Origin of the sequence: Mesorhizobium sp. M0189, from assembly GCF_040322135.1 — a bacterium.
Classification (GTDB): Bacteria; Pseudomonadota; Alphaproteobacteria; order Rhizobiales; family Rhizobiaceae; genus Mesorhizobium.
This window is the reverse complement of record NZ_JAMYSW010000002.1, coordinates 56358-75885: the sequence shown is the minus strand read 5'-3', so window position 1 is coordinate 75885 and position 19528 is coordinate 56358. Positions and strand designations below refer to the sequence as shown.

Genomic DNA, 19528 nt, shown 5'->3' with positions numbered 1-19528 from the left:
GACGCCTCACCGACCTCTTCGACAATGCCGGCCAAGGTCGATGCCGAGATTCGCCGGAAGCCCGTCAGCGCCCGCCCCTAAACAATCCTGATGCCGCTTCGAGCATCGAACAGATGCACCTTGGAGACCATGATCTCCAAGCCAATCTCCTGATCAGGTCTGAACGGGGGCTGATCCCGCACCTCGGCCATGAGGTCGACGCCACCTGCATTCAAGGTAAGTTCCTGGGCCTCGCCGGTCGGCTCGACCACCTGAACCTCCGCCCGAGCGTGGTTCCCGCCGATTGCAATGTGCTGCGGACGAATTCCGTATACCACCTCTTCCCTGTCCCCCATCCGGCCGTCCTCCGGTAAGGGTAAGCGGAGACCCTGCTCGGCGACGAATGCGCCGTTGTCGATCCGGCCCGGGATCAGGTTCATTTCCGGGGATCCGATAAAACCGGCGACGAACAGGTTGGCGGGTTGCTCATAGAGCTCTGAAGGTGTGCCGATCTGTTCGATGCGGCCCCGGTTCAGCACTACGATACGGTCGGCAAGGGTCATCGCTTCGGTCTGATCGTGAGTGACGTAGATGCTCGTTCGGCCCAGCCGCTGGTGAAGCTTCTTGATCTCGGCGCGCATCTTGACACGCAGCTTGGCATCGAGGTTGCTCAGCGGCTCGTCAAACAGGAAGGCGGCTGGATCGCGCACGATCGCCCGGCCCATGGCGACGCGCTGGCGCTGACCGCCGGACAGCTGGCGTGGCATGCGGCCAAGCAGATCCTGCAGGCCGAGGATTTCAGCGGCCGCTTTCACCCTCGCGACAATCTCTTCTCTGGGGACCTTCGCCAATCGAAGCGCAAAGCTCATATTGTCCGCGACACTCATGTGCGGATAAAGCGCGTAGCTCTGGAACACCATCGCAATGTCGCGCGATTTGGCCGGCATCTCGTCGACGACCCGCCCGCCGATGCGGATCTCGCCTGTCGTCTGTTCTTCCAAGCCGGCGATCATGCGCAGAAGGGTTGACTTGCCGCAGCCTGAGGGACCGACAAGGACGACAAACTCGCCGCTGGCGATCTCGATCGTCACATCGCGCAGAACTTCCACGGCGCCAAAGCTCTTGCCGAGCTGATCTATCTGGATTGCAGACACCTATTTTCCTCCCGTCCGGGCACTACTCATTTTCGTTGAGCATGCCGCCAGGCGCGGTATTCGGCCTCGCCTTCGGGGCTCAACGGGTAGTATTTCCGCAGGTCGCCTCCCTCGGCCAAGCGCGTGCGGGAAAATTCCTCCCACTCGATATGTTCGCCGGCGAGCTCAACCAGTTTTGGGGCAAGGGCTACCGGTACCACGACGACGCCATCATCGTCGGCGACGATGATGTCTCCCGGTATGACGAGTACGTTCGAGCAGGCAATGGGGACGTTAACGGCAAAGGGGACGATGTTGGTCTGGGCGTGGAAATTCGGCGTGACATCCCTCACCCAGATGCCGATGTCCAAGGCAGCCGCCTGGGCAGAATCTCGGATACACCCGTCGACAACCACGCCGGCCCCGCCACGCCCGGCGAAATAGGTCAACATCATCTCACCGAAGATACCGCTGCCAAGGTCGCCGCGCGCATCGACGACCACCATGTCGCCCGGCTGCGTGGGGTACAGGACGTGACGGTGAAGTTGGCGTTCGGGCTCCTCATACTCAGTCTCGTTGTAGAGATCCTCGCGCTTCGGCATGCACTGGAGGGTGAGAGCCGGCCCGGCCGCCGTGCGGCCGGGCGTTAGCGGCCGCGGCCCTCGGATGTGCGGATCGCGAATACCCATCTTGTGATAAAGCTCGCTGGCCAAGGTCGCTGAACCGATCGCTGCAAGTGCGTCGACCAGCTGCCTCGGTGGCCGAGAAATGTCCTTTATTGCCGCTGCCTGGCCTACTTCCACGTTTCATCCTCCCTTCGATCAAGTTTTTCATGATCTCAATTCAGCCGCGAACTGCACCGGTCGTGAGACCCTTGACCAACAGGCCTTGAGCAAACCAGACAAACGCCAAGGTCGGGATGACCATGAGGACGCCCGCCGCCGACATCGCTCCCCAGTCGATGCCGAACTGCGAGACGAAGTTGGTCAGCCCGACTGGCAGCGTCTGTGCGGCCTTGCTGGAAGTCAGCGTCAATGCGAGCAGCAGGTCATTCCAGGTGAAAAGGAAGGTGATGACCGCGCTGGCCCCGATGCCAGGCGCAACCAGCGGCGCCACGATCTGGACCAGGGTGCGCACCGTGCCGGCGCCGTCCGACTGGGCAGCCTCCTCGATCTCTTTGGGCACATCCTGGATGAAGCCCAGCAGCAGCCAGATGGCGACGGGCAGTTTAGCCGCCGTATGGCTCAGAATCAGCGCCCAAATGGTATCCAGCAGGCCGAGCGCGGCGAACACGGCGAAGAGCGGGATGGCGAGCGCGATGACCGGAATCATGCGCATGATCAAAAGCAGGCCAAAAATCAGCATGACGCCCGGCATCCTGAAGCGCGACAGGGCGTATGCGCAGGGTATGGCCAGCAGATGGACCAAGATGACCGTCGCGACCGAGACGATGACGGTGTTCCACACATAACCCATCGTGTCGTACTCGGTGAAGACGGAGACGTACTGCGCCATCGTCGCGGTCTCGGGGATGATGTGCACCGGGACGGAGAAGATGTCGGCTGAACTGCGGATCGAGGTCAGGAACAGCCATGCCAGCGGAAAGACGGTGAGGGCGATGGTCAGAACCAGCGCTAGATATTGGCCGGCGGCGCCTGCCGTGAACCGGCGGCGACGGCGCCGTGGCTTGGGACGCGCGCTGACGATCGCGGCTTCGGTCATATCGCTCTCCGTTTCGCAATCAGCCACGGCACCCCGTAGAGGAGGCCGAGCACGAACAGCGACATTCCCAGCGCGATGTAGGAAACCGCCGCCGCGTGTCCGAAATCCACCGCCTGAAACGCCAGCAGATAGGAATAGACGGTGAGTAGGTTTGTGGCGCCTCCCGGCCCGCCCTGCGTCATCAGCCATACGACGTCGAAGGTCCGGAACGTGTCGATGATGCGAAGCATCAGCGCTATCATGATGACCGGACGCATCAGTGGCAGCACGATGTGCCAGAAGCGCTGCCATGGCGTGGCGCCGTCCACCGTGGCGGCCTCGAGCGGCTCCTGCGGCAAGGATTGCAGACCGGCAAGAAATAGCAGCACCATCAGCGGCGTATTCTGCCAGACATCGGCGACAATCACCGAGACAAGAGCCCAGGTCGGATGATTGAGCCAGGGGATGTCGGGCAGGTTGAACATGCGCAGCAGCGCGTCCACGAGCCCGTACTGGGTGTTGAAAAGCCAACGGAAATTCAGCCCCACGACGGCGGGCGCGATCATCGGCGGCACCAGCAGCAAGGTGCGCGCGAGCCGCATTCCGCGCAATTTGCCGTTGACGAGCACAGCGATCGCCATTCCAGCCACCACTTCCACCGTGATGGAAACGACGCTGAAGATGATCTGATTTCGCAGAGCCTGATTGAACTGGCGGCCGAAGAGTTCGTCGGTGTAATTCCCAGTTCCGGCGAATGGCGCTGAGCCGCTCAGATCCCAGCGAAAGAAACTCATTATGAAAGAATATCCGAGCGGATAGATAAGGATGGCGAGCATGACGAGGAGCGCGGGGCTGGCCAGGAGGTACCCCCTCTGCCAGGTGTAGGGCAGCGGCGAACGTCGCCGACGCCCCGGGACCTGGTGCTGCGCGACGGGCGGCATCCTCAGTCGTATGCTCCGGCCCGACGCATGATCTCCTCCGCCTCAGTCGCCGCCTGGTTGAGCGAGTCGCTCGGCGAGACCTGGTCGGTCAGGGCCTGTTCGATAGCCGAAAACATCAAGGTGCAGACTTTCGAGAATCCAGCCAGCTTCGGCCATTCCTTGCCGTTCGCTATCGTCGTCTCGAGTTGCTGCAGCCACACGGCCTGGGGACCTTTTGCCGCTGCGATCACTTCCTTGGCGATCGCCTGACTGCTGGGGAAGTTGGTGAACTGATCGAACTGCAGCCGCTGCGCCTCCGGACCGACCGTATATCTGATGAATTCGACGGCAGGTTCCTTGCGTCCTGATTGTCCATTGAGAGCCATGGCATGGGAGATGGCGCACGAAATCGCTGCCTTGTCCCTGATGTAGGGTGCAGTCGACCACTTGCTGACGACCCGCGAAGTTTCCGGATTGGATAAGGTTGCGAAGGCACCTGGCCAGTCGAAATTGGCGTAGACCGTACCGGACGAGAATTCGGTCGAATTTTCATTCCACTGATAGCCGACCGCGTCCGGCGGCACGATTTTGTGCTTCTGGATGAGGTCGCGGTAGAAGGTGAGGGCTTTGATGCCGGCTTCGGAATTGAAAGCTGGCTTGTTGGCCTGATCGACCCAGTCCCCGCCGGCTTGCCACAGGAGATCGCTGAAGGTGCGCTGCGCGGGGTCACCCTGCCCCGGCACGACCAGCCCATAGTGGCCATTGCCGGTAAGTTTCAGGCCGACGTCCACCAGATCATTCCAGGTTTCGGCCGGCTTCAGGCCTTTCTCCTGGTAGATGTCGCTGCGGTAATATTGAACGCGCGCATCCATGTTGCGCGGGATAGCGGCCAGATTGCCGGTCTTGGGATCGCGTAGGTATTTGACCGCAACCGGATAGAAGTCAGCCAGTTCGGAGTCGCTGAAATAGCTGTTCAGCGGCGCAAAATGGTTGAAATAGGAATCGATCTGGGCGGTGTGCGTGCTGTAGACGTCGTACTGGCTCGATTTCGCGGCGCTGAGTGTGACGACTTTCGATGTCAGCGGAGTGAATTCCAGCAGATCGTAGCGAACCTTGATGCCAGTCTTGGCGGTGAAATCCTGGACGATTTTCTCCCAGTATTTGGGATAGAGCGGGCCGCCGGTGATCAGCAGCGCGGTGATCTCGTTCGCCTCTGCTCTGGCGATCCACGGCGCCGCAAGCGAGCCGGCCGTTGCCGCGGCACTCGCGGCCAGGAATTTGCGTCTCGATAGGTTTCCGGACATTACAATTTCCTCCTTGCTTGTAATTGGTCGGCCCCCTTTCGGGGTCGAGCGACGACGGCCAGGTTTCCCCTTGGGCCGCAGTGTGGCTTTGCTCCTCCCACAGCGACACAGCCCAGATCACGCCCGTCCACATGCTGCCTTGCCCTGCCGAGGCCCGATGGCCTCTGAGGCTTCCGGCGGTAGCCTTTCCTTTCGGTCTGCCTTCCTTTCGGCGGGCTCTGCGACCCGCAAACCACGCAATCGGTGCGTCGCGAGCCGTCGAGACGGCCGGACACAATGCGATGAGCGCGGTCAGCCGACGCGCAATGGTCCTGATCTCGAACGTCGTGGGCGGGGATATTGAAGTTGAGAGTCCAACGTCCCTTCCCGCGGGCCGAGTTATGGGTTAGTGAGCATTCACGAGATAAGTTGACTGCATATCCAACCATCAGCCTATAAGCTTATCAGACAAGTGGATGTTAATGGTCGATTCCATGGAGGTCAAGCTTCAAACTTTGCCCAAGCAGGTGGCGGGCGTGCTCGCGCGTCGCATCGCCACCGGCGGCGTCGCCGGCAGCCAGGGGCCGTCGGAACAGCAGATCCTTCAGGAGTTCGGGGTTTCGCGCGCGGTCGCGCGGGAAGCGCTCAAGATCCTAGCTTCTCTCGACATGATCGAGATCGCACAGGGAAGGCGCGTGGTGCTGCGTCCTGCCGAAGAATGGGATTATCTCAGTCCATTGCTGATCGACTGGCTGCCGCCCGAACAGGTCCGCGAACTGCTGGCGGAAGCGCACGCGACGCGAATAATCATCGAACCCGCCATCGCCGCCATCGCGGCCAAACACATGACCAAGGAAAACCTCGAACGTCTCGGCACGCTGCTCGCGGCGATGTCCGCGACCGAAGACAATCCGGACGCGTATCTGAAGCTCGACCTGGATTTCCATATGGAAATTTGCCGCGCTTCCCGGAACAGAATCCTTGACCGCTTCATGTATTCGTCACGGTGGTGGCAAGCGGCGAGCAGACGCATCAGCAACCAGATGCCGCATGCTCTTCCTTCCGCCACAGAAATGCACAGGGCGATCTACGAGGCGCTGGTCGCACGCGACGCCAAGCGCGCCGAAGAGGCGATGCGCCGACACCTGAAGGCAACCACTGCCGTCGCCATGCCCGACAAGGAAATGGCGAGCTAAGCAACGTTCTACAGGCGCGGCCAGCTGTCGTGGCTGACCGCGCCGCCTGCGTGTCAGGAGGACACGACCGAACTAAGCTCTTCTGGCTTCCTGTTCCTGACGCTGCCTTGCGCGATATCCGAACATGTCGCCTTTGTCCTTGATTTCCGCCCAGATGGGGGCGGTGAGTTTGTCGATGGCCGCGACGTCCACGTCGGAAATCTTCCAACCGACACTCTCGACGTTTTCCTCAAGCTCCCTGACCGTCCGCGCGCCCACAAGGGGCGAACTCACACCCGGCCTGCTGGTGAGCCATTGGATCGCAAGCTGCGGCAGCGTCTTGCCGTATTTGGCCGCTATCGGCTTGAGGGCATCGACGGCTCCGACGGCGCGCTCGTAGGTGCCCGGTTGGAACAGCACGGTGGTGCGCCGCTCGTCTCCCTCGACGAATTTGGTATCCGGCGAGAGCAAGCCCGTGAGCAGCCCTTGGGCCAGACCGCTGTAAGGCATGACGCCGATATTGTGCTTGCGGCAATAGGGAAGAGTTTGCCCCTCAACCTCGCGCCACAGCATGTTGTAAGGAGGCTGGAGCACGTCGATGACGCCATGCTGGCGGGCGCTGTCCATATCAGCTGTGCTGAAATTCGAGACGCCAACCGCTTTGATCCGCCCTGACGACCGAAGCCTCTCCATCATCGTCATGGTAGGGCCGATGGGAAAATCCGAATTCGGCCAGTGGACAAAATAGACGTCGACATAGTCCGTCTGCATCCGCTTCAGCGAGCCATCAAGCGCCGCCTCTATCGCTGCAGGTTCGAGATGGTTGGGCGCAACCTTGGTCGCGATGATCGCCTTGTCCCGGCGGCCGGCCAGCGCCTTGCCGACGACCTCCTCGGCATGGCCATGTCCATAGGCTTCGGCTGTGTCGATCAGCGTAATGCCAAGCTCCAGGGCGCGGCGAATCACCCGGATCGATTCCTCGTCATCGGCCGCGCCCCAAAACGCGCCGGACATACCCCAAGTCCCCAGGCCGATCTCCGACACCTTGACCGGCGACGATCCTAGCTGTCGCTGTTGCATCCTGTTCCTCCGGTTTGCGGCATGCATGGCTGTGCTTGTCGCCTTGCTGCCACTCATTTATATGCTTATATGCTCGTCTAACAAGTAGGTTTAGCTTGGCTGAATTCCCGGCGATCTACGGTTCCAGTGCTTTCAAAGTGCATTTCTGCGTAATCGCTCAAAGGGGGTTTACGCCACATCTTCTCATCTTATATGCTCATCGGACAAGTTCAATTCGCCCGTACGGTGCGTTTGAAGCGCGGCACCATCATTGGAGGATGGGTTCGATGAAGATCGTGGACATCAAGACGGCGGTCGTCGCCTATCATGGCAAGGCGACTCTGATCCGTATCGACACGGACGCCGGCATCTCCGGTTACGGCGAGGCGAACCCCGATGCGGGCGCGGCCGCGATCGTCGGGCTAATTTCGGAGCTCAAGTCGGAGCTCATCGGTCAGGATCCACGCAACGTCGAATATTGCTGGGACAAGATCCGCCGCGACCATGTGTTCTCCGGCGCCCAGGCCGGCGTCTTTCTCATTGCCCTGACCGGGCTTGAGATGGCGCTGTGGGATGTAGCGGCGAAGGCTGCTGGCCAGCCGCTCTATCGCATGTTCGGCGGCAAGTTCCGCGACCGGATCAGGCTCTATGCCGATTGCGGCGACGGCGATGAAGAAACCGGTTCGCCGGAAGGATGCGCGGCGCGCGCGCGCCGCATGGTGGACGAGGGCTTTACGGCGCTAAAATTCGACATCGACAATTTGCGCCATCCGGCAAAGTTCGACGCGGCAAACCACACCATCAACGGCGCGGAGCTGCGCTTCATGGTGGAACGCGTGGCCGCGGTGCGCGAGGCGATCGGCCCTGACATCGATCTCTGTATCGACCTGCACGCGCGCTACGACGTGCTCAGCGCCAGCCGCATTGCAGGGGAGATGGAGCGGTTCAACCTTCTGTGGCTGGAAGAACCTATTCCGGCAGAAAATGTTGAGGCACTGAAGCAGATCCGCATGCGGACCAAGACCCCGATCTGTGTCGGCGAGAATCTCTACCTGCGCTGGGGTTTTCGTGAGTTGTTCCAGAATTATGGCGCCGACGTCATCATGCCCGACGTGCCGAAATGCGGCGGCCTCGCGGAAAGCCGCAAGATCGCGAATCTCGCCGAGATGTATTATGTGCCGTTCGCGCCGCATCTCGTGTCGACGCCGCTCGGCACAATGGCGACGTGCCATGTCTGCGCGAGCGTTCCGAACTTCCTGGTGCTGGAGTGGCATGCCCTGGAAGAACGGGAAGTGTGGGACAGTTATGTGCGCCTGCCAGACGGCGCCAGGTCGATCGTTGAAGACGGCCACATCGTGGTGCCCGACGTGCCCGGCATCGGCGTCGATCTCGACATGGATGGCGTCCACAAATACGCCGTGCCCGGCTACGGCATCTTTGAATAGCGCGCGACTGAATAGCTCTTGACCGGGCGGAAATGCCTTTTGGCCAGATTTCCGCTCGCCGATAGAAGTCCGTTGGAGGAATCATGGGCAAGCGGATCATTTTCACCGGTGGCAGCGGCAAGATCGGCCGTCACGTCATACCTTACCTGCTCAAGCGTGGGCATCAGGTCCTGAACCTCGACCTGACGCCACTTGATGTGCCAGGCGTCGACACCATCATCACCAACCTTGCCGATGCCGGCGAGACCTACAATGCACTGACGCTGCATTTCGGTTTCGGCGAATATTTTGGCGGGAAAGGCCGTGGCCCAGTCGACGCCATGGTCCATTTCGCGGCCATCCCGAGAATATTCCTGCGACCGGACAACGCCATGTTCGCCGCCAATGTGCTTTCGACCTACAATGTAATCGAGGCCGCCACCAAGCTCGGCATCCGCAAGATCATCACCGCGTCCAGCGAGACGGTCTATGGCGTGTGTTTTGCCGAAGGCGAACGCGATTTCACATCGTTTCCGGTGGAAGAAGACTACGATACCGATCCGACCGACAGCTACGGTCTTTCCAAGGTCTTGGGCGAGAAGATCGCACGCTCCTTCGCTTCCCGCACCGGATACGACATTTACGCGCTCCGAATAGGTGGCGTTGTCGAGCCGCAAGACTATGCACGGTTTCCGGAGTTTTTGGCGGACGCTTCAAAACGGCGGCGCGATGGCTGGACCTATATGGACACGCGCGATCTGGGCCAGATCGTGCATCTTTGCATCGAGAAGGACGGTTTGGGGTTCCAAATCTTCAATGCCGTCAACGACAATATCGTTGCCGATGCGCCAACGGAAGAGTTTCTCAAGAAGCATGCACCAGGCACGCCGATTACACGCTCGATAGAGCAATTTGAGGGGCCAATCTCAAATCGCAAGCTGCGTGAGCTTCTAGGGTTCCAGCAAGAGCATGATTGGCGAGATCAGCCTCGGGATTCATGATCGAGGCCGGCCCGGCTCCTACCGTTGAGCAAGCTTCGAATGGCGCCCGGTCCGTGACGGCTCATGCCGAGATCTCCCGCTTGGCCGTCGGCGAATCTTCGGCAGCGTTTACGGCTGCTCGGTCGGCCGGATGACGATCTCGTGCCGAGCGGATTGTCGATGATCTGCAAGAATTATCTGGCGTGAAACCATGGCGCCAGCGAAGGCTTGGCGACTTCCGGCAAAAAGGCCCGCCGCTCCATTTGCGAAGCGGCGAGGCCCCACATTCGGGGACGATCGCCGGAGTGTTCCCCGGCATTGCTTACAGCGCAATTCAGGTGCCAGAATTATTGACCCAAAACGGGTCACCGCATCGGAGGCGAGAAGGCGGACCTTCCGCGATCACGCTACTGCCGCGCTTTGCCATTGCTGCTACATTACTTTGCGGCGGACCTGATTTTTCCGCCTGGCCGGCGTCCGTCAGGCAACTTACCCCAACGCGCCCCCCCAAGTGACGCCGGCCATTTTCCCCATATTGCAGCACGGGCGCGCCGATTCCGTTATGCGCTTTCGAGCTATGGCAATCCGCCGGCGAGCCGCTTTGTCCAGCCTGCAATTGTCAGCCCGAAGGCCATTCCGGCGCAGTCGGCCACCCAGTCGAATAGATCCGGGTGGCGCCCTATCAGCTGCACGGCCTGAAGGCCCTCGATCGCCGCGCCCGTGAGCACGAGGAGGACGATCAGCTTCGCCTTGTGTTCCGGCCAGCCGAGACTTCCGAGAGCCGCCAGCACGACGAAGGCGGCGGCGTGATTGAGCTTGTCGTGACCAAACGTGAAAGCCAGGCCAAGACCCTGCAGGAGCTGCTCCGGCAAAAGGGCAAACAGCAGAACGCCGGCAAACGCGGCGGGAAAAGCAATCCTTGCCACGATCTGATAAGAATCCAGGCGCAACAAGGGTGAAATGGCCTTTCGTCCGAAATCTGCAGGGAACACCGCTGGCCGCTGAATCGAGAGCGAACGCGGCGTCCAATTTCCGCCGTCCGGGCGTCCGGTGCATCGTCAGAATGAATGAATGCTTCGGGTCAGCCGCTGCACAGGCCGGGCTCGTGGCAAGTGGTCTGCAATGGTGTGGCTTCCGCGATCACGCAATTACCCGCCGCGCCAACGCAGCTACTATCTGGCTGCGGCGGACCTGATTTCCGCTTGGCCGGCGCTGCATCAGGCACCTTACCCCACGCCTCACGAAGCAGCGCCGGCCATCTCTCCCAGCTAAAGCGCGTCGCGTTCGACCGGCCTCATGCGACGTGCTTAAAGTTCTTGTCTTGATGCATGTCGTTATCGCAAAACCGCTTCACACTTTTGCGCGACATGTATTGGATTTCCACCGGTTGCGCGATGACCCGGCCCGCATCAAAAAGCCCGCCGCCCTGTCGGACGACGGGCTCCGTTGCCTGGGCGCCAGGGCGCCGCGGTAGCGACTTCTGCTGCTTATGCTCCCGCAGGTTTCCAATATGCTGCCACCGCATGGCGTTGCGCATCGGCTAAACAAACGAAGCCCGCGCCTCTGGCGGAGGGCGCGGGCCGACCGGGTTGCACCCCGATCTGCAGCAGAAACCCGGGAGGTTCCCGCTGCTTAAGATAACAATTAGAGACTTCTAATGTTCCCTTGGGGAAGATGCCGGCTGCTCCAGAATCTCATGGTCGGCACGACAACGATCGGGCCGTCAACTCATGCGCATGTTGATCTGGAAAATCCGTTCGTCGAAATGCCGCGTTTCGACGGCAAAGGTCAAAGCCACTTCAAGCACCAGACCGTCATGGTCGTTCCGGACCTTGACTGTGATCCTACGGTGAGGAAGGCCATCCCTGGCCATCTCGCCCAATGTGCGAAGGGCTTCTTTCCTGACCAGCGGGAAATCGTCACATGACGTTCCCTGATCGTCGGAATAGACGATTCCGTCTTCATCGGAATCGAAGAAATAAAGGGGCATTGGCTTGGCCGAAGCAGCGGCATCCGGGCACGTTGTCGATAGCTGACCGGAATTCTCGGCAGATCGTGATCAGTGCCTTTCCAACCGCCGGCTCCGCCGCCGTCTCACTTGCGCTCGCGCAATGCTTTCACCGCTTGCGAGAGGATCATCCGGTCGCCACCGGTCCTTTTGATCAGCTTGCTCACCTGGCTGGGCGAGACACCATTTTCCCGCGCGAAATATTCGACCTCATAATACTCATCCGCCGACACGCGGTTGCGGTCGCTGAAGTCTCGCTTGCTCTTGTCATCGGCCATTTCTCTTCTCCTCGTCTCTTCTCCTCGCCTCAGGGTCAACTTTGGTCAGAAGCACGCTGCAATTGAGGGTTCGCCCGCCACAAAAGTGACGCGCGAACCCTATCGGCGCAGGAAGGGACAGGGCTGCGCAGATGCCAGGTTCGATCGGAATGGAAACAGCCAAGATTGGTGCGAGCAACCGTCGACATTTTCCAAAGAATCCTCCCGGAACGTGCAGCCAGCAACGAGTTTGAGCGGCGGCGGTTCCGGGCTTCGCGACAAACCTACCCTTTGCCCGCGAGGATCAGACTTAGGTCCTGCGGCAACACGTCGATTGGTCCCCGCCGGGTGGGACCGAAGCCCCGTCGACGGAACGTTTTCAGCTGGCTTCCGTTCGAATGAGCCTTGGCGCGAAGAGCGGACCGAGTTCGCAAAGGAGACGACCATGAGAATGCATCTTTCCACCGCGGCGGCGGGACTTTTGCTGCTGGCAGGCGTCGGCGCCGCTGCGGCGCAAGACGTTGTCATCGAACCGCAGCAGGAAACCGTCATCAGGGAGTATGTGAAAAAGCAGCCGCTGGCCTCGGTGAAAATCCCTGGGGTGGAGCTCAACATCGGCTCGACGCTCCCCGACACCGTCGAGCTTCATGAGGTCCCGAACGTCAAATATCGTTATGTCGTCATTGACAACCGCACCGTTGTCGTCGACCCAGGCACGCGCAAGGTCATCAAGGTCATCGAGTGACGTGAAAACTCGGGCAGCCGTCGCCCGTCGCTCGGAAATGAGCGGCGGGTGACGTTTGCGTCAGGCGGTTCCTCGGCGCTCAGCTGGGACCCGCCTTACCGTCGAGGGCCGGGGGGCCTCACAGGCAGTTTCAATGCGAACAATCAGCAGACTTTTCGATTCCCATGACCAGGCGGCGCGTGCCGTCGAAACGCTTCAGGCAGCAGGAATTGCTCGCCAGGAGATCAGCGTCATCGGACCCTACGATGATGAAATCGGCGCCGTCTTGCGCGATCCAGGTACGGGTACCGTCCTTGGTGCGGCAGCCGGTTTGTTGGCCGGCCTCGGCGCCTTTGATATGCCCGGCATCGATCCCCTCGGCGCGGGATGGCTGGCATCGGCCCTCGTCGGTGCAGTCTTGGGCGGCGTTGCCGGCAGACTTTTCGCGACATTGTCCCGTATCGGCAAGCAGCCGGGCCAGCCGGATGCCGCACAAGGTGTGATCCTGGTGCTGGCGCATGTCGATGAAAGACAGGCCGACACCGCACAGGCGGTGCTTGGAGCTTCCGTTCAGGCGACGCAGTCTTTGGCCAGGGCGGCTTGAAGATTAAGCTCGGGCAAAACACTTGACCCGACCGAGCAGCGGGGCGATCAAAGCACGAACCCAAAAATCTCTGGCAAGCCGCCGCCAGAAAGTGTTGAACACCGTGCCGATCACATTCGGCGAGCGGTTGCGCTCGGCGAGGCTTGATGATTTGCTGTCGGTTTGCGGAGAACGAATGATGCATGAGCCTGTCGGTCAAGACGAATATGGGTCGACCAGCCCGTTCGATCCGGACGATCTGTCGAGGTTGAACGCGATCGGCCCGAGCGCCGGCAGCAACGATTTCGAAAAATACGCGGTAGCCGTGATCATCGTATTCGGCGCCCTGATCATCGGCGGCCTGATGGCCGCCGGCTTGAGCTTCGGGCGCCGCAGCACCTTCTTTTTCGCGCTTGGCGGCGCCACCGCGGCATGGATATCCGGCAACGCGCTCCTGCTCGATCGGCCGCGCATCTACGCCCTGTTCGTCGGCGTCGCGGCGTTGATGCTGATTGCGTCGACCATCGCGCTGGTCACCTGAAGCAAGGCGAATCTTCCTATTGACCGTGACCTTATCCGAAAACCGGTTCCGCCTTTTGAGACCATGGTCTAATACCCGATAGCCTCACCGGATGCGGCGCGGCTGTCGATGGCGCCGTTGTAGCGGGCGCCGCCGCCCTTCTCGATTTCCGCCAGGCTCTTGCCGCCGACCAGGATGCCGGCCGCCTGGCCCCAATTCGCCTCGGCGAGATCGAGATGGTAGCCCATGCCGGTAAGCAGCTTTTCGGTATCCGGCGACAGGCCGAAGGGTTCGATATAGACCGTGTCGGGTAACCATTGGTGGTGGGTGCGCGGCGCGTCGATCGCTTCCTGGATGTTCATGCCGTGATCGATGACGTTGACGATCGCCTCCAGCGTGATGGTGATGATGCGTGAACCGCCAGGGCTGCCGATGACCATGAACGGCTTGCCGTCTTTGGCGAGGATGGTCGGGCTCATCGACGACAGCGGCGTCTTTTTCGGCGCGATCGCATTCGCCTCGCCCTGGACGAGGCCGTAGAGATTGGGCACGCCGGGTTTCTGGGTGAAGTCGTCCATCTCGTTGTTGAGCAGGATGCCCGTGCCGTTGGCGACGACGCCGGCGCCGAAAGAGCCGTTCAGCGTGTAGGTTACCGCGACGGCGTTGCCGTCATTGTCGATGATCGAATAATGCGTCGTCTCGTTGCTCTCGCCAAAGCCCTTCGGCATCAATTCCTGCGACACGCCGGCCCGGAACGGATCGATCTTTTCGCGGATTTCCCTGGCGTAATTCTTGTCGAGCAGTTTTGCGACCGGATTGTCGACGAAGCCGGGATCGCCGAGCGCCGAATTCCGGTCGACATAGGCGTGGCGCATCGCCTCGACCATGACGTGAACCGTCTCGGCCGAACCAGCGCCGAGATAGGACAGCGGATAGAACTCAAGCACGTTGAGGATCTCGCAGATGATGACGCCGCCGGAGCTCGGCGGCGGCGAGGACGTGATCTCGTAGCCGCGATAATTGCAGGTCGCCGGCTTGAGCTCGCGCACCGCGTAGTTTTCGAAATCCGCCTTGGCCAGAATGCCGCCCTTCTCCCCGCTCGCCTTGACGATGGCGTCCGCGATCGCGCCTTTGTAGAAGGCATCCGCACCGCGTTCGGAAATGGCGGCAAGCGAAGCCGCGAGATCGGGCTGAACGAGGCGCTCGCCGACGGCGTAAGGCTTGCCGTCCGGCTTGAGGAAAACGGCCGCCGCCGCCGGGTCCCTCGCCAACCGCTCCGCGCCGCCCTGGAGCGAGGCCGCATCGCCCTGCTCCAGTACGAAGCCTTCCCTGGCAAAGCGGATGGCCGGCGCCAGCAAGTCCTGCCGCGTCAGCGTGCCGTATTTCTCCCGCGCCATCTCGAAGCCGGCGACCGAACCCGGCACGCCGACGGCCAGATAGCCGTCGAGACTGGCGCCCTTTACCGGCTTGCCGTCCTTGTCGAGATACATGGTTTTGGTTGCGGCGAGCGGCGCGCGCTCGCGGAAATCGAGGAAGGTCGAGCGGCCGTCCTTGAAGCGGATGGTCATGAAGCCGCCACCGCCGATATTGCCGGCGGTCGGATAGACCACGGCCAGCGCATAGCCGACGGCGACCGCGGCATCGACGGCATTGCCGCCCTTCTTCAGCACCTCGACGCCGACTTCAGACGCAAGATGCTGGGCGGTCACCACCATGCCGTGCTCGCCCTTCGCCGGCTGCGGCGAAGCGGCGAAGGCGAGGAACGGCACGAAGGTCAGGGTGAGGGAAAGGCTGACGGCGATTAGGGTTCGGCGGTGCATGGCCGTTCTCCGTGGCTTGGGGTGAGCCTAGGAAACGCGCTTGGAGCGGTTGAGTCTACTGACAATAATGGGATCGGCGAGGCTTGCACCTTCTATCAACACCTGAGGTTCCTCGCCGCGAAGCGGCCGGAGAGGGGGCCTTCGTAGAGCGCGGCTCCCCCTCTCCGTCTCGGCTTCGCCGAGCCACCTCTCCCCCACTTTCGTGGGGGCGAGGAATCCAAGCTGAAATGAAGGCGCGATTCAACGCTGGCGAGCAACTTTGTTCTTGCTTTGTGCCGGCAGCTATGCTACTAATCTGGGTGTGGTGCTAATTGGCTCCAACGACCCGCCTACGTGGCGGGTTTTTCATTTTCACCCCGACATCAAACAATCCCGCCGCCGACGCTCGCCACCGCCGGCCGTTCGGCTGCGACCTTCGCCCGGTAGCCGGCGGCGCGGTAGGCTGCGACCGGATCGATGGCGCCGCCGGTCTTTAGTCGTGCCATGGCGAGGATCGGCTCGACATCGGTGCGATAGGCTATCTTCAGCGTCTGCGTTGCCATCAGCGCATCATTGGCGTCCTGGAAGCCTTCGAGCGCCTTGCGATCGACCAGCAGCGCCTGGGCATAGGCGCGCTGCACTTCAACCGCCGACAGCATCAGGCTTTCGATCGGATCGGTGACGTTGTGGCTCTGGTCGAGCATGTGGGCCGGATCGAACCCTTCGGCACCGGAAAGCTCGGCATCGACCAGTTCGTTGAAGACCAGGAACAGCCGGTAGGGATCGATCGAGCCGGCGTCGAGGTCGTCGTCGCCATATTTCGAATCGTTGAAATGGAAGCCGCCGAGCTTCTTGAACTGGATCAGCCGCGACACGATCATCTCGATGTTGACGTTGGGGGCGTGATGGCCGAGGTCGACCAGGCAGAACGCCTTATCGCCAAGCTCTTTGGCGATGATGTAGTTGGTGCCCCAATCCTGCACGACGGTCGAATAAAAGGCCGGCTCGTACATCTTGTGCTCGGTGAACAGCTTCCAGTCGTCCGGCAGTCCGGCATAAATCTCCTTCATCGCGTCGAGATAACGCTCGAACGCCTTGGCGAAATTAACCTGGCCGGGAAAATTCGAGCCGTCGCCGATCCACACCGTCAGCGCTTTCGAGCCCAGCGTCCTGCCGATCTCGATGCATTCGAGATTATGCTCGACCGCCTGCCGGCGTGTTGCGGCATCGGCATGCGACAACGAGCCGAACTTATACGAAAGTTTTTGGTCCCTGGCGTCGGAGAAGGTATTGGAGTTGATGGCGTCGAAGCCGAGGCCGAAGCGGGATGCCGCCTGCTTCAGCCGGTTCGGATCGGCCTTGTCCCACGGAATATGCAGCGAGACGGTCGGCGTCGCCTGCGTCAGCTGGCGGATGACGGCGCAGTCCTCGATCTTGTCGAAAATGTCGCGCGGCTCGCCAGCGCCGGGAAAGCGGGCAAAGCGGGTGCCGCCGGTGCCGACGCCCCAGGACGGGATGGCGACGGCGAATTTCTCGACCTTGTCGCGGATGGCATCGATGGCGATGCCGCGGCGGTCGAGGCGCTCGCCGAGGGACTCGTAGTCGCGCTTGAGGTCGGCATTGCGCGCGGCATTGTGCCTGTCGACGAGGTCGGCGGAGATGATGGTTTCGGACATGGTGGTTTCCTCCCAATTTGCGTTGGTCGCGCTGCCCCTCACCCTTACCCCTCTCCCCGTAAAGAACGGGGAGATCACCGGCGTTGGAGCGCTTCCCTTCTCGGCGTCACTATTACGGGGAGAAGGTGCCGGCAGGCGGATGAGGGGCAGCGCAATCCTCAAAGACGGTCGCTTATCGCGTAAAACTCTGCGCGTTGCCGGCGTCGACATTGATGATGTTGCCGGTCGATTTTGCCGACATGTCGGAGGCGAAGAAATAGATCGCTTCGGCGATGTCTTCGGGGAACACCGACCGCTTCAGCATCGAGCGCGAGCGGTAATGCTCTTCGAGATCGTCGGTCGACATCTTGTAAGCGGCGGCGCGCTGTTCCTTCCATTCGCCGGTCCAGATCTTCGAGCCGCGCAGCACGGCGTCGGGATTGACGACATTGACCCTGATCTGGGCTTCCGCGCCTTCCAGCGCCAGGCAGCGCGCCAGATGGATCTCGGCAGCCTTGGCCGTGCAGTAGGCGGCGGCGTTTGGCGATGCGGCAAGGCCGTTCTTAGAGGCGACGAAGACGACGTTGCCGCCGATCTTTTGCGTCCGAAACAGCCGGAACGCCTCCCGCGAAACCAGGAAATATCCCGTCGACAAGATGTCCATGTTCTTGTTCCACAGCGCCAGCGTGGTGTCCTCGATCGGCGCCGAGGAGGCCAGGCCAGCGTTGGACACCAGGATGTCGATGCCGCCGAACTCGACCGCTGTCTCGGCAAAGCCGGAGATCACCTGATCCTCGGACGTGACGTTGATGACGACGGGCCGCACGAAATCCTTGCCGTAGGCCTTGGCAAGCTCGTCATTGGCGCTGGCAAGGGCTGCCTCGTCGATATCGGCCAGCACGACGCAGGCGCCTTCGCGCAGCAGCCGGTTGGCGGTGGCGCGGCCAATGCCGCCGGCGCCGCCGGTGACCAGCGCGATTTGGCCGGCAAGAGCTTTCGGTTTCGGCAGGCGCTGCAGCTTTGCCTCTTCGAGCAGCCAGTATTCGATATCGAAGGCTTCCTGGTCGGGCAGCCCGACATAGGTCGACACCGTCGAGGCGCCGCGCATGACGTTGATGGCGTTGACGTAGAATTCGCCCGATATACGCGCCGTCGCCTTGTCGCCAGCGAAGGTGAACATGCCGACACCGGGCATCAGATAGACCACGGCGTTCGGATCGCGCACCGGTGGCGAATCCGCGTGCTTGCAGCGGTCATAATAGGCCTGATAGCCGACGCGATACTCCGCCACATCGTCGACAAGACGGGCAATGACGGCATCGACATCGGGATTCCTGGGATCGAACTCGATGACCAGCGGCCGGATCTTGGTGCGCAGGAAGTGGTCCGGGCAGGATGTGCCGAGTGCCGCCAACGGCCGCAAATCCCTGGAATTGACGAATTCGAGCACCGCAGGAGAATCGTCGAAATGGCCGAGCTTGTGGCTTTTCTCCGAGATCAGGCCGCGGATCCTCGGCATCAGTTTTGCAGCCACAGCGCGACGCGCCGGTGCATCGAGCGATTTGACGATTTCGCCGCCGAAGATCGGCTTGCCCTGGCTCTTGCGCTCGAACCAGTCGATCGCCTGGTTGATCACCGAAATCGTCGTCTCGTAGCATTCCTTCGGCGTGTCGCCCCAGCTGAACAGGCCATGGCTTGCCAGCACGACACCCTTGGCCTCGGGGTTCTCGAGGCAGAATTTCTCCAGCCACAGGCCGAGTTCGAAGCCCGGGCGCTTCCATGGCAGCCAGCCGATCGTGTCGCCGAAGATCTCCTTGGTCAGCGCCTGCGAATCCTTGGCGGCGGCAATGGCGATGATGGCGTCGGGGTGCATGTGGTCGACATAAGGCTTCGGCACGAAGGCATGCAGCGGTGTGTCGATCGAGGCCGCGCGCGGGTTGAGGTTGAAGGTGCAGTGGGGCAAATAGCCGACCATCTCGTCTTCATGTTCGAGGCCGCGATAGAGACCTTTCAGCGCGCGCAATTTGTCCATGTAGAGCGTGGCGAAGCCGTCGAGTTTGATCGAGGCGCTGTCGCCGCCCGAGCCCTTGACCCACAGCACTTCCACGCTCTGCCCAGTGAGCGGATCGTTTTGCCAGATCTTGGAGGAGGTGTTGCCGCCGCCATAATTGGTGACGCGCTTGTCGGAGCCAAGAACATTCGAGCGATAGACCAGACGTTCGGGCTCGCTCATCGCTTGCGCTTTTGCGTCATCCCAAAGATTGGCGAGGCGCGTGCCGGAGCGCTTGTCGAGCATAGGTAATCCTCCCTTTGGGACACGCAAACGGC

18 protein-coding genes are annotated in these 19528 nt (G+C 61.3%); 6 read left to right on the top strand and 12 right to left on the bottom strand.

Annotation, left to right across the window (positions count from 1 at the left end; all coding sequences use genetic code 11):
- Positions 1-77 precede the first annotated feature (77 nt).
- The 5 genes from NKJ09_RS03240 to NKJ09_RS03220 are packed head-to-tail and all read right to left on the bottom strand — an operon-like array spanning position 78 to position 5037.
- The gene (locus tag NKJ09_RS03240) at positions 78-1133 is read right to left on the bottom strand and encodes an ABC transporter ATP-binding protein (RefSeq protein ID WP_352482438.1); all 1056 of its coding nucleotides are present in this window, start codon (positions 1131-1133) and stop codon (positions 78-80) included.
- A 26-nt stretch (positions 1134-1159) separates the two neighbouring features.
- The gene (locus NKJ09_RS03235; RefSeq protein WP_352493805.1) at positions 1160-1915 is read right to left on the bottom strand and encodes an RraA family protein; all 756 of its coding nucleotides are present in this window, start codon (positions 1913-1915) and stop codon (positions 1160-1162) included.
- A gap of 40 nt (positions 1916-1955) precedes the next feature.
- Entirely contained in the window at positions 1956-2834 is an 879-nt protein-coding gene (locus NKJ09_RS03230) for a carbohydrate ABC transporter permease (RefSeq protein ID WP_352482439.1), read from the bottom strand.
- On the bottom strand, positions 2831-3754 hold the full coding sequence (locus NKJ09_RS03225; protein WP_352482440.1) for a carbohydrate ABC transporter permease: 924 nt from the start codon (positions 3752-3754) through the stop codon (positions 2831-2833). The genes NKJ09_RS03230 and NKJ09_RS03225 overlap by 4 nt, the downstream gene beginning before the upstream one ends.
- Positions 3755-3756: 2 nt before the next feature.
- Positions 3757-5037, bottom strand: a complete 1281-nt coding sequence (locus NKJ09_RS03220) for an ABC transporter substrate-binding protein (RefSeq protein ID WP_352493804.1) — start codon at positions 5035-5037, stop codon at positions 3757-3759.
- A 461-nt stretch (positions 5038-5498) separates the two neighbouring features.
- On the opposite strand from NKJ09_RS03220, the gene NKJ09_RS03215 reads away from it, so the two are divergent.
- A complete protein-coding gene (locus NKJ09_RS03215) occupies positions 5499-6212 on the top strand; it encodes a FadR/GntR family transcriptional regulator (RefSeq protein ID WP_352493803.1) in 714 nt (237 codons plus the stop codon).
- 72 nt (positions 6213-6284) lie between these two features.
- Here the strand turns inward: NKJ09_RS03215 and NKJ09_RS03210 are convergent, their stop codons facing one another.
- Positions 6285-7271 (bottom strand): aldo/keto reductase, encoded by a 987-nt coding sequence (locus NKJ09_RS03210; RefSeq protein ID WP_352493802.1) that lies wholly within the window; start codon positions 7269-7271, stop codon positions 6285-6287.
- Positions 7272-7537: 266 nt separating this feature from the next.
- Between NKJ09_RS03210 and NKJ09_RS03205 the strand changes: the two genes are divergently transcribed.
- Both NKJ09_RS03205 and NKJ09_RS03200 read left to right on the top strand, forming a co-directional pair.
- Positions 7538-8695: a mandelate racemase/muconate lactonizing enzyme family protein gene (locus tag NKJ09_RS03205; RefSeq protein WP_352482446.1), complete on the top strand. Its 1158-nt coding sequence runs from the start codon at positions 7538-7540 to the stop codon at positions 8693-8695.
- Positions 8696-8778: 83 nt separating this feature from the next.
- Entirely contained in the window at positions 8779-9675 is an 897-nt protein-coding gene (locus tag NKJ09_RS03200; protein WP_352493801.1) for an NAD-dependent epimerase/dehydratase family protein, read from the top strand.
- Between the two features lie 554 nt (positions 9676-10229).
- On the opposite strand, the gene NKJ09_RS03195 is transcribed toward NKJ09_RS03200, so the two are convergent.
- The 3 genes from NKJ09_RS03195 to NKJ09_RS03185 all read right to left on the bottom strand — a co-directional run bounded on the left by NKJ09_RS03195 (position 10230) and on the right by NKJ09_RS03185 (position 11940).
- The gene (locus NKJ09_RS03195; RefSeq protein ID WP_031194161.1) at positions 10230-10580 is read right to left on the bottom strand and encodes a VanZ family protein; all 351 of its coding nucleotides are present in this window, start codon (positions 10578-10580) and stop codon (positions 10230-10232) included.
- A 797-nt stretch (positions 10581-11377) separates the two neighbouring features.
- Entirely contained in the window at positions 11378-11644 is a 267-nt protein-coding gene (locus tag NKJ09_RS03190) for a DUF6894 family protein (protein ID WP_352493800.1), read from the bottom strand.
- Between the two features lie 104 nt (positions 11645-11748).
- Complete coding sequence (locus tag NKJ09_RS03185; protein WP_023719459.1) at positions 11749-11940, bottom strand: DUF3606 domain-containing protein; 192 nt, start codon at positions 11938-11940, stop codon at positions 11749-11751.
- 424 nt (positions 11941-12364) lie between these two features.
- Between NKJ09_RS03185 and NKJ09_RS03180 the strand changes: the two genes are divergently transcribed.
- From NKJ09_RS03180 to NKJ09_RS03170, 3 genes are all read left to right on the top strand, one after another.
- Entirely contained in the window at positions 12365-12664 is a 300-nt protein-coding gene (locus tag NKJ09_RS03180; protein ID WP_023719460.1) for a DUF1236 domain-containing protein, read from the top strand.
- Positions 12665-12797: 133 nt separating this feature from the next.
- On the top strand, positions 12798-13247 hold the full coding sequence (locus NKJ09_RS03175; RefSeq protein WP_352493799.1) for a hypothetical protein: 450 nt from the start codon (positions 12798-12800) through the stop codon (positions 13245-13247).
- A gap of 175 nt (positions 13248-13422) precedes the next feature.
- A complete protein-coding gene (locus NKJ09_RS03170) occupies positions 13423-13767 on the top strand; it encodes a hypothetical protein (protein WP_198030499.1) in 345 nt (114 codons plus the stop codon).
- Positions 13768-13835: 68 nt separating this feature from the next.
- Here NKJ09_RS03170 and ggt read toward each other — a convergent pair whose 3' ends face one another.
- From ggt to NKJ09_RS03155, 3 genes are all read right to left on the bottom strand, one after another.
- Positions 13836-15566, bottom strand: a complete 1731-nt coding sequence (gene ggt, locus NKJ09_RS03165; protein ID WP_352493798.1) for a gamma-glutamyltransferase — start codon at positions 15564-15566, stop codon at positions 13836-13838.
- Between the two features lie 362 nt (positions 15567-15928).
- Positions 15929-17221, bottom strand: a complete 1293-nt coding sequence (gene rhaI, locus NKJ09_RS03160) for an L-rhamnose catabolism isomerase (RefSeq protein WP_023719463.1) — start codon at positions 17219-17221, stop codon at positions 15929-15931.
- A 172-nt stretch (positions 17222-17393) separates the two neighbouring features.
- Positions 17394-19496: a bifunctional rhamnulose-1-phosphate aldolase/short-chain dehydrogenase gene (locus tag NKJ09_RS03155; protein ID WP_023719464.1), complete on the bottom strand. Its 2103-nt coding sequence runs from the start codon at positions 19494-19496 to the stop codon at positions 17394-17396.
- Positions 19497-19528 lie beyond the last annotated feature (32 nt).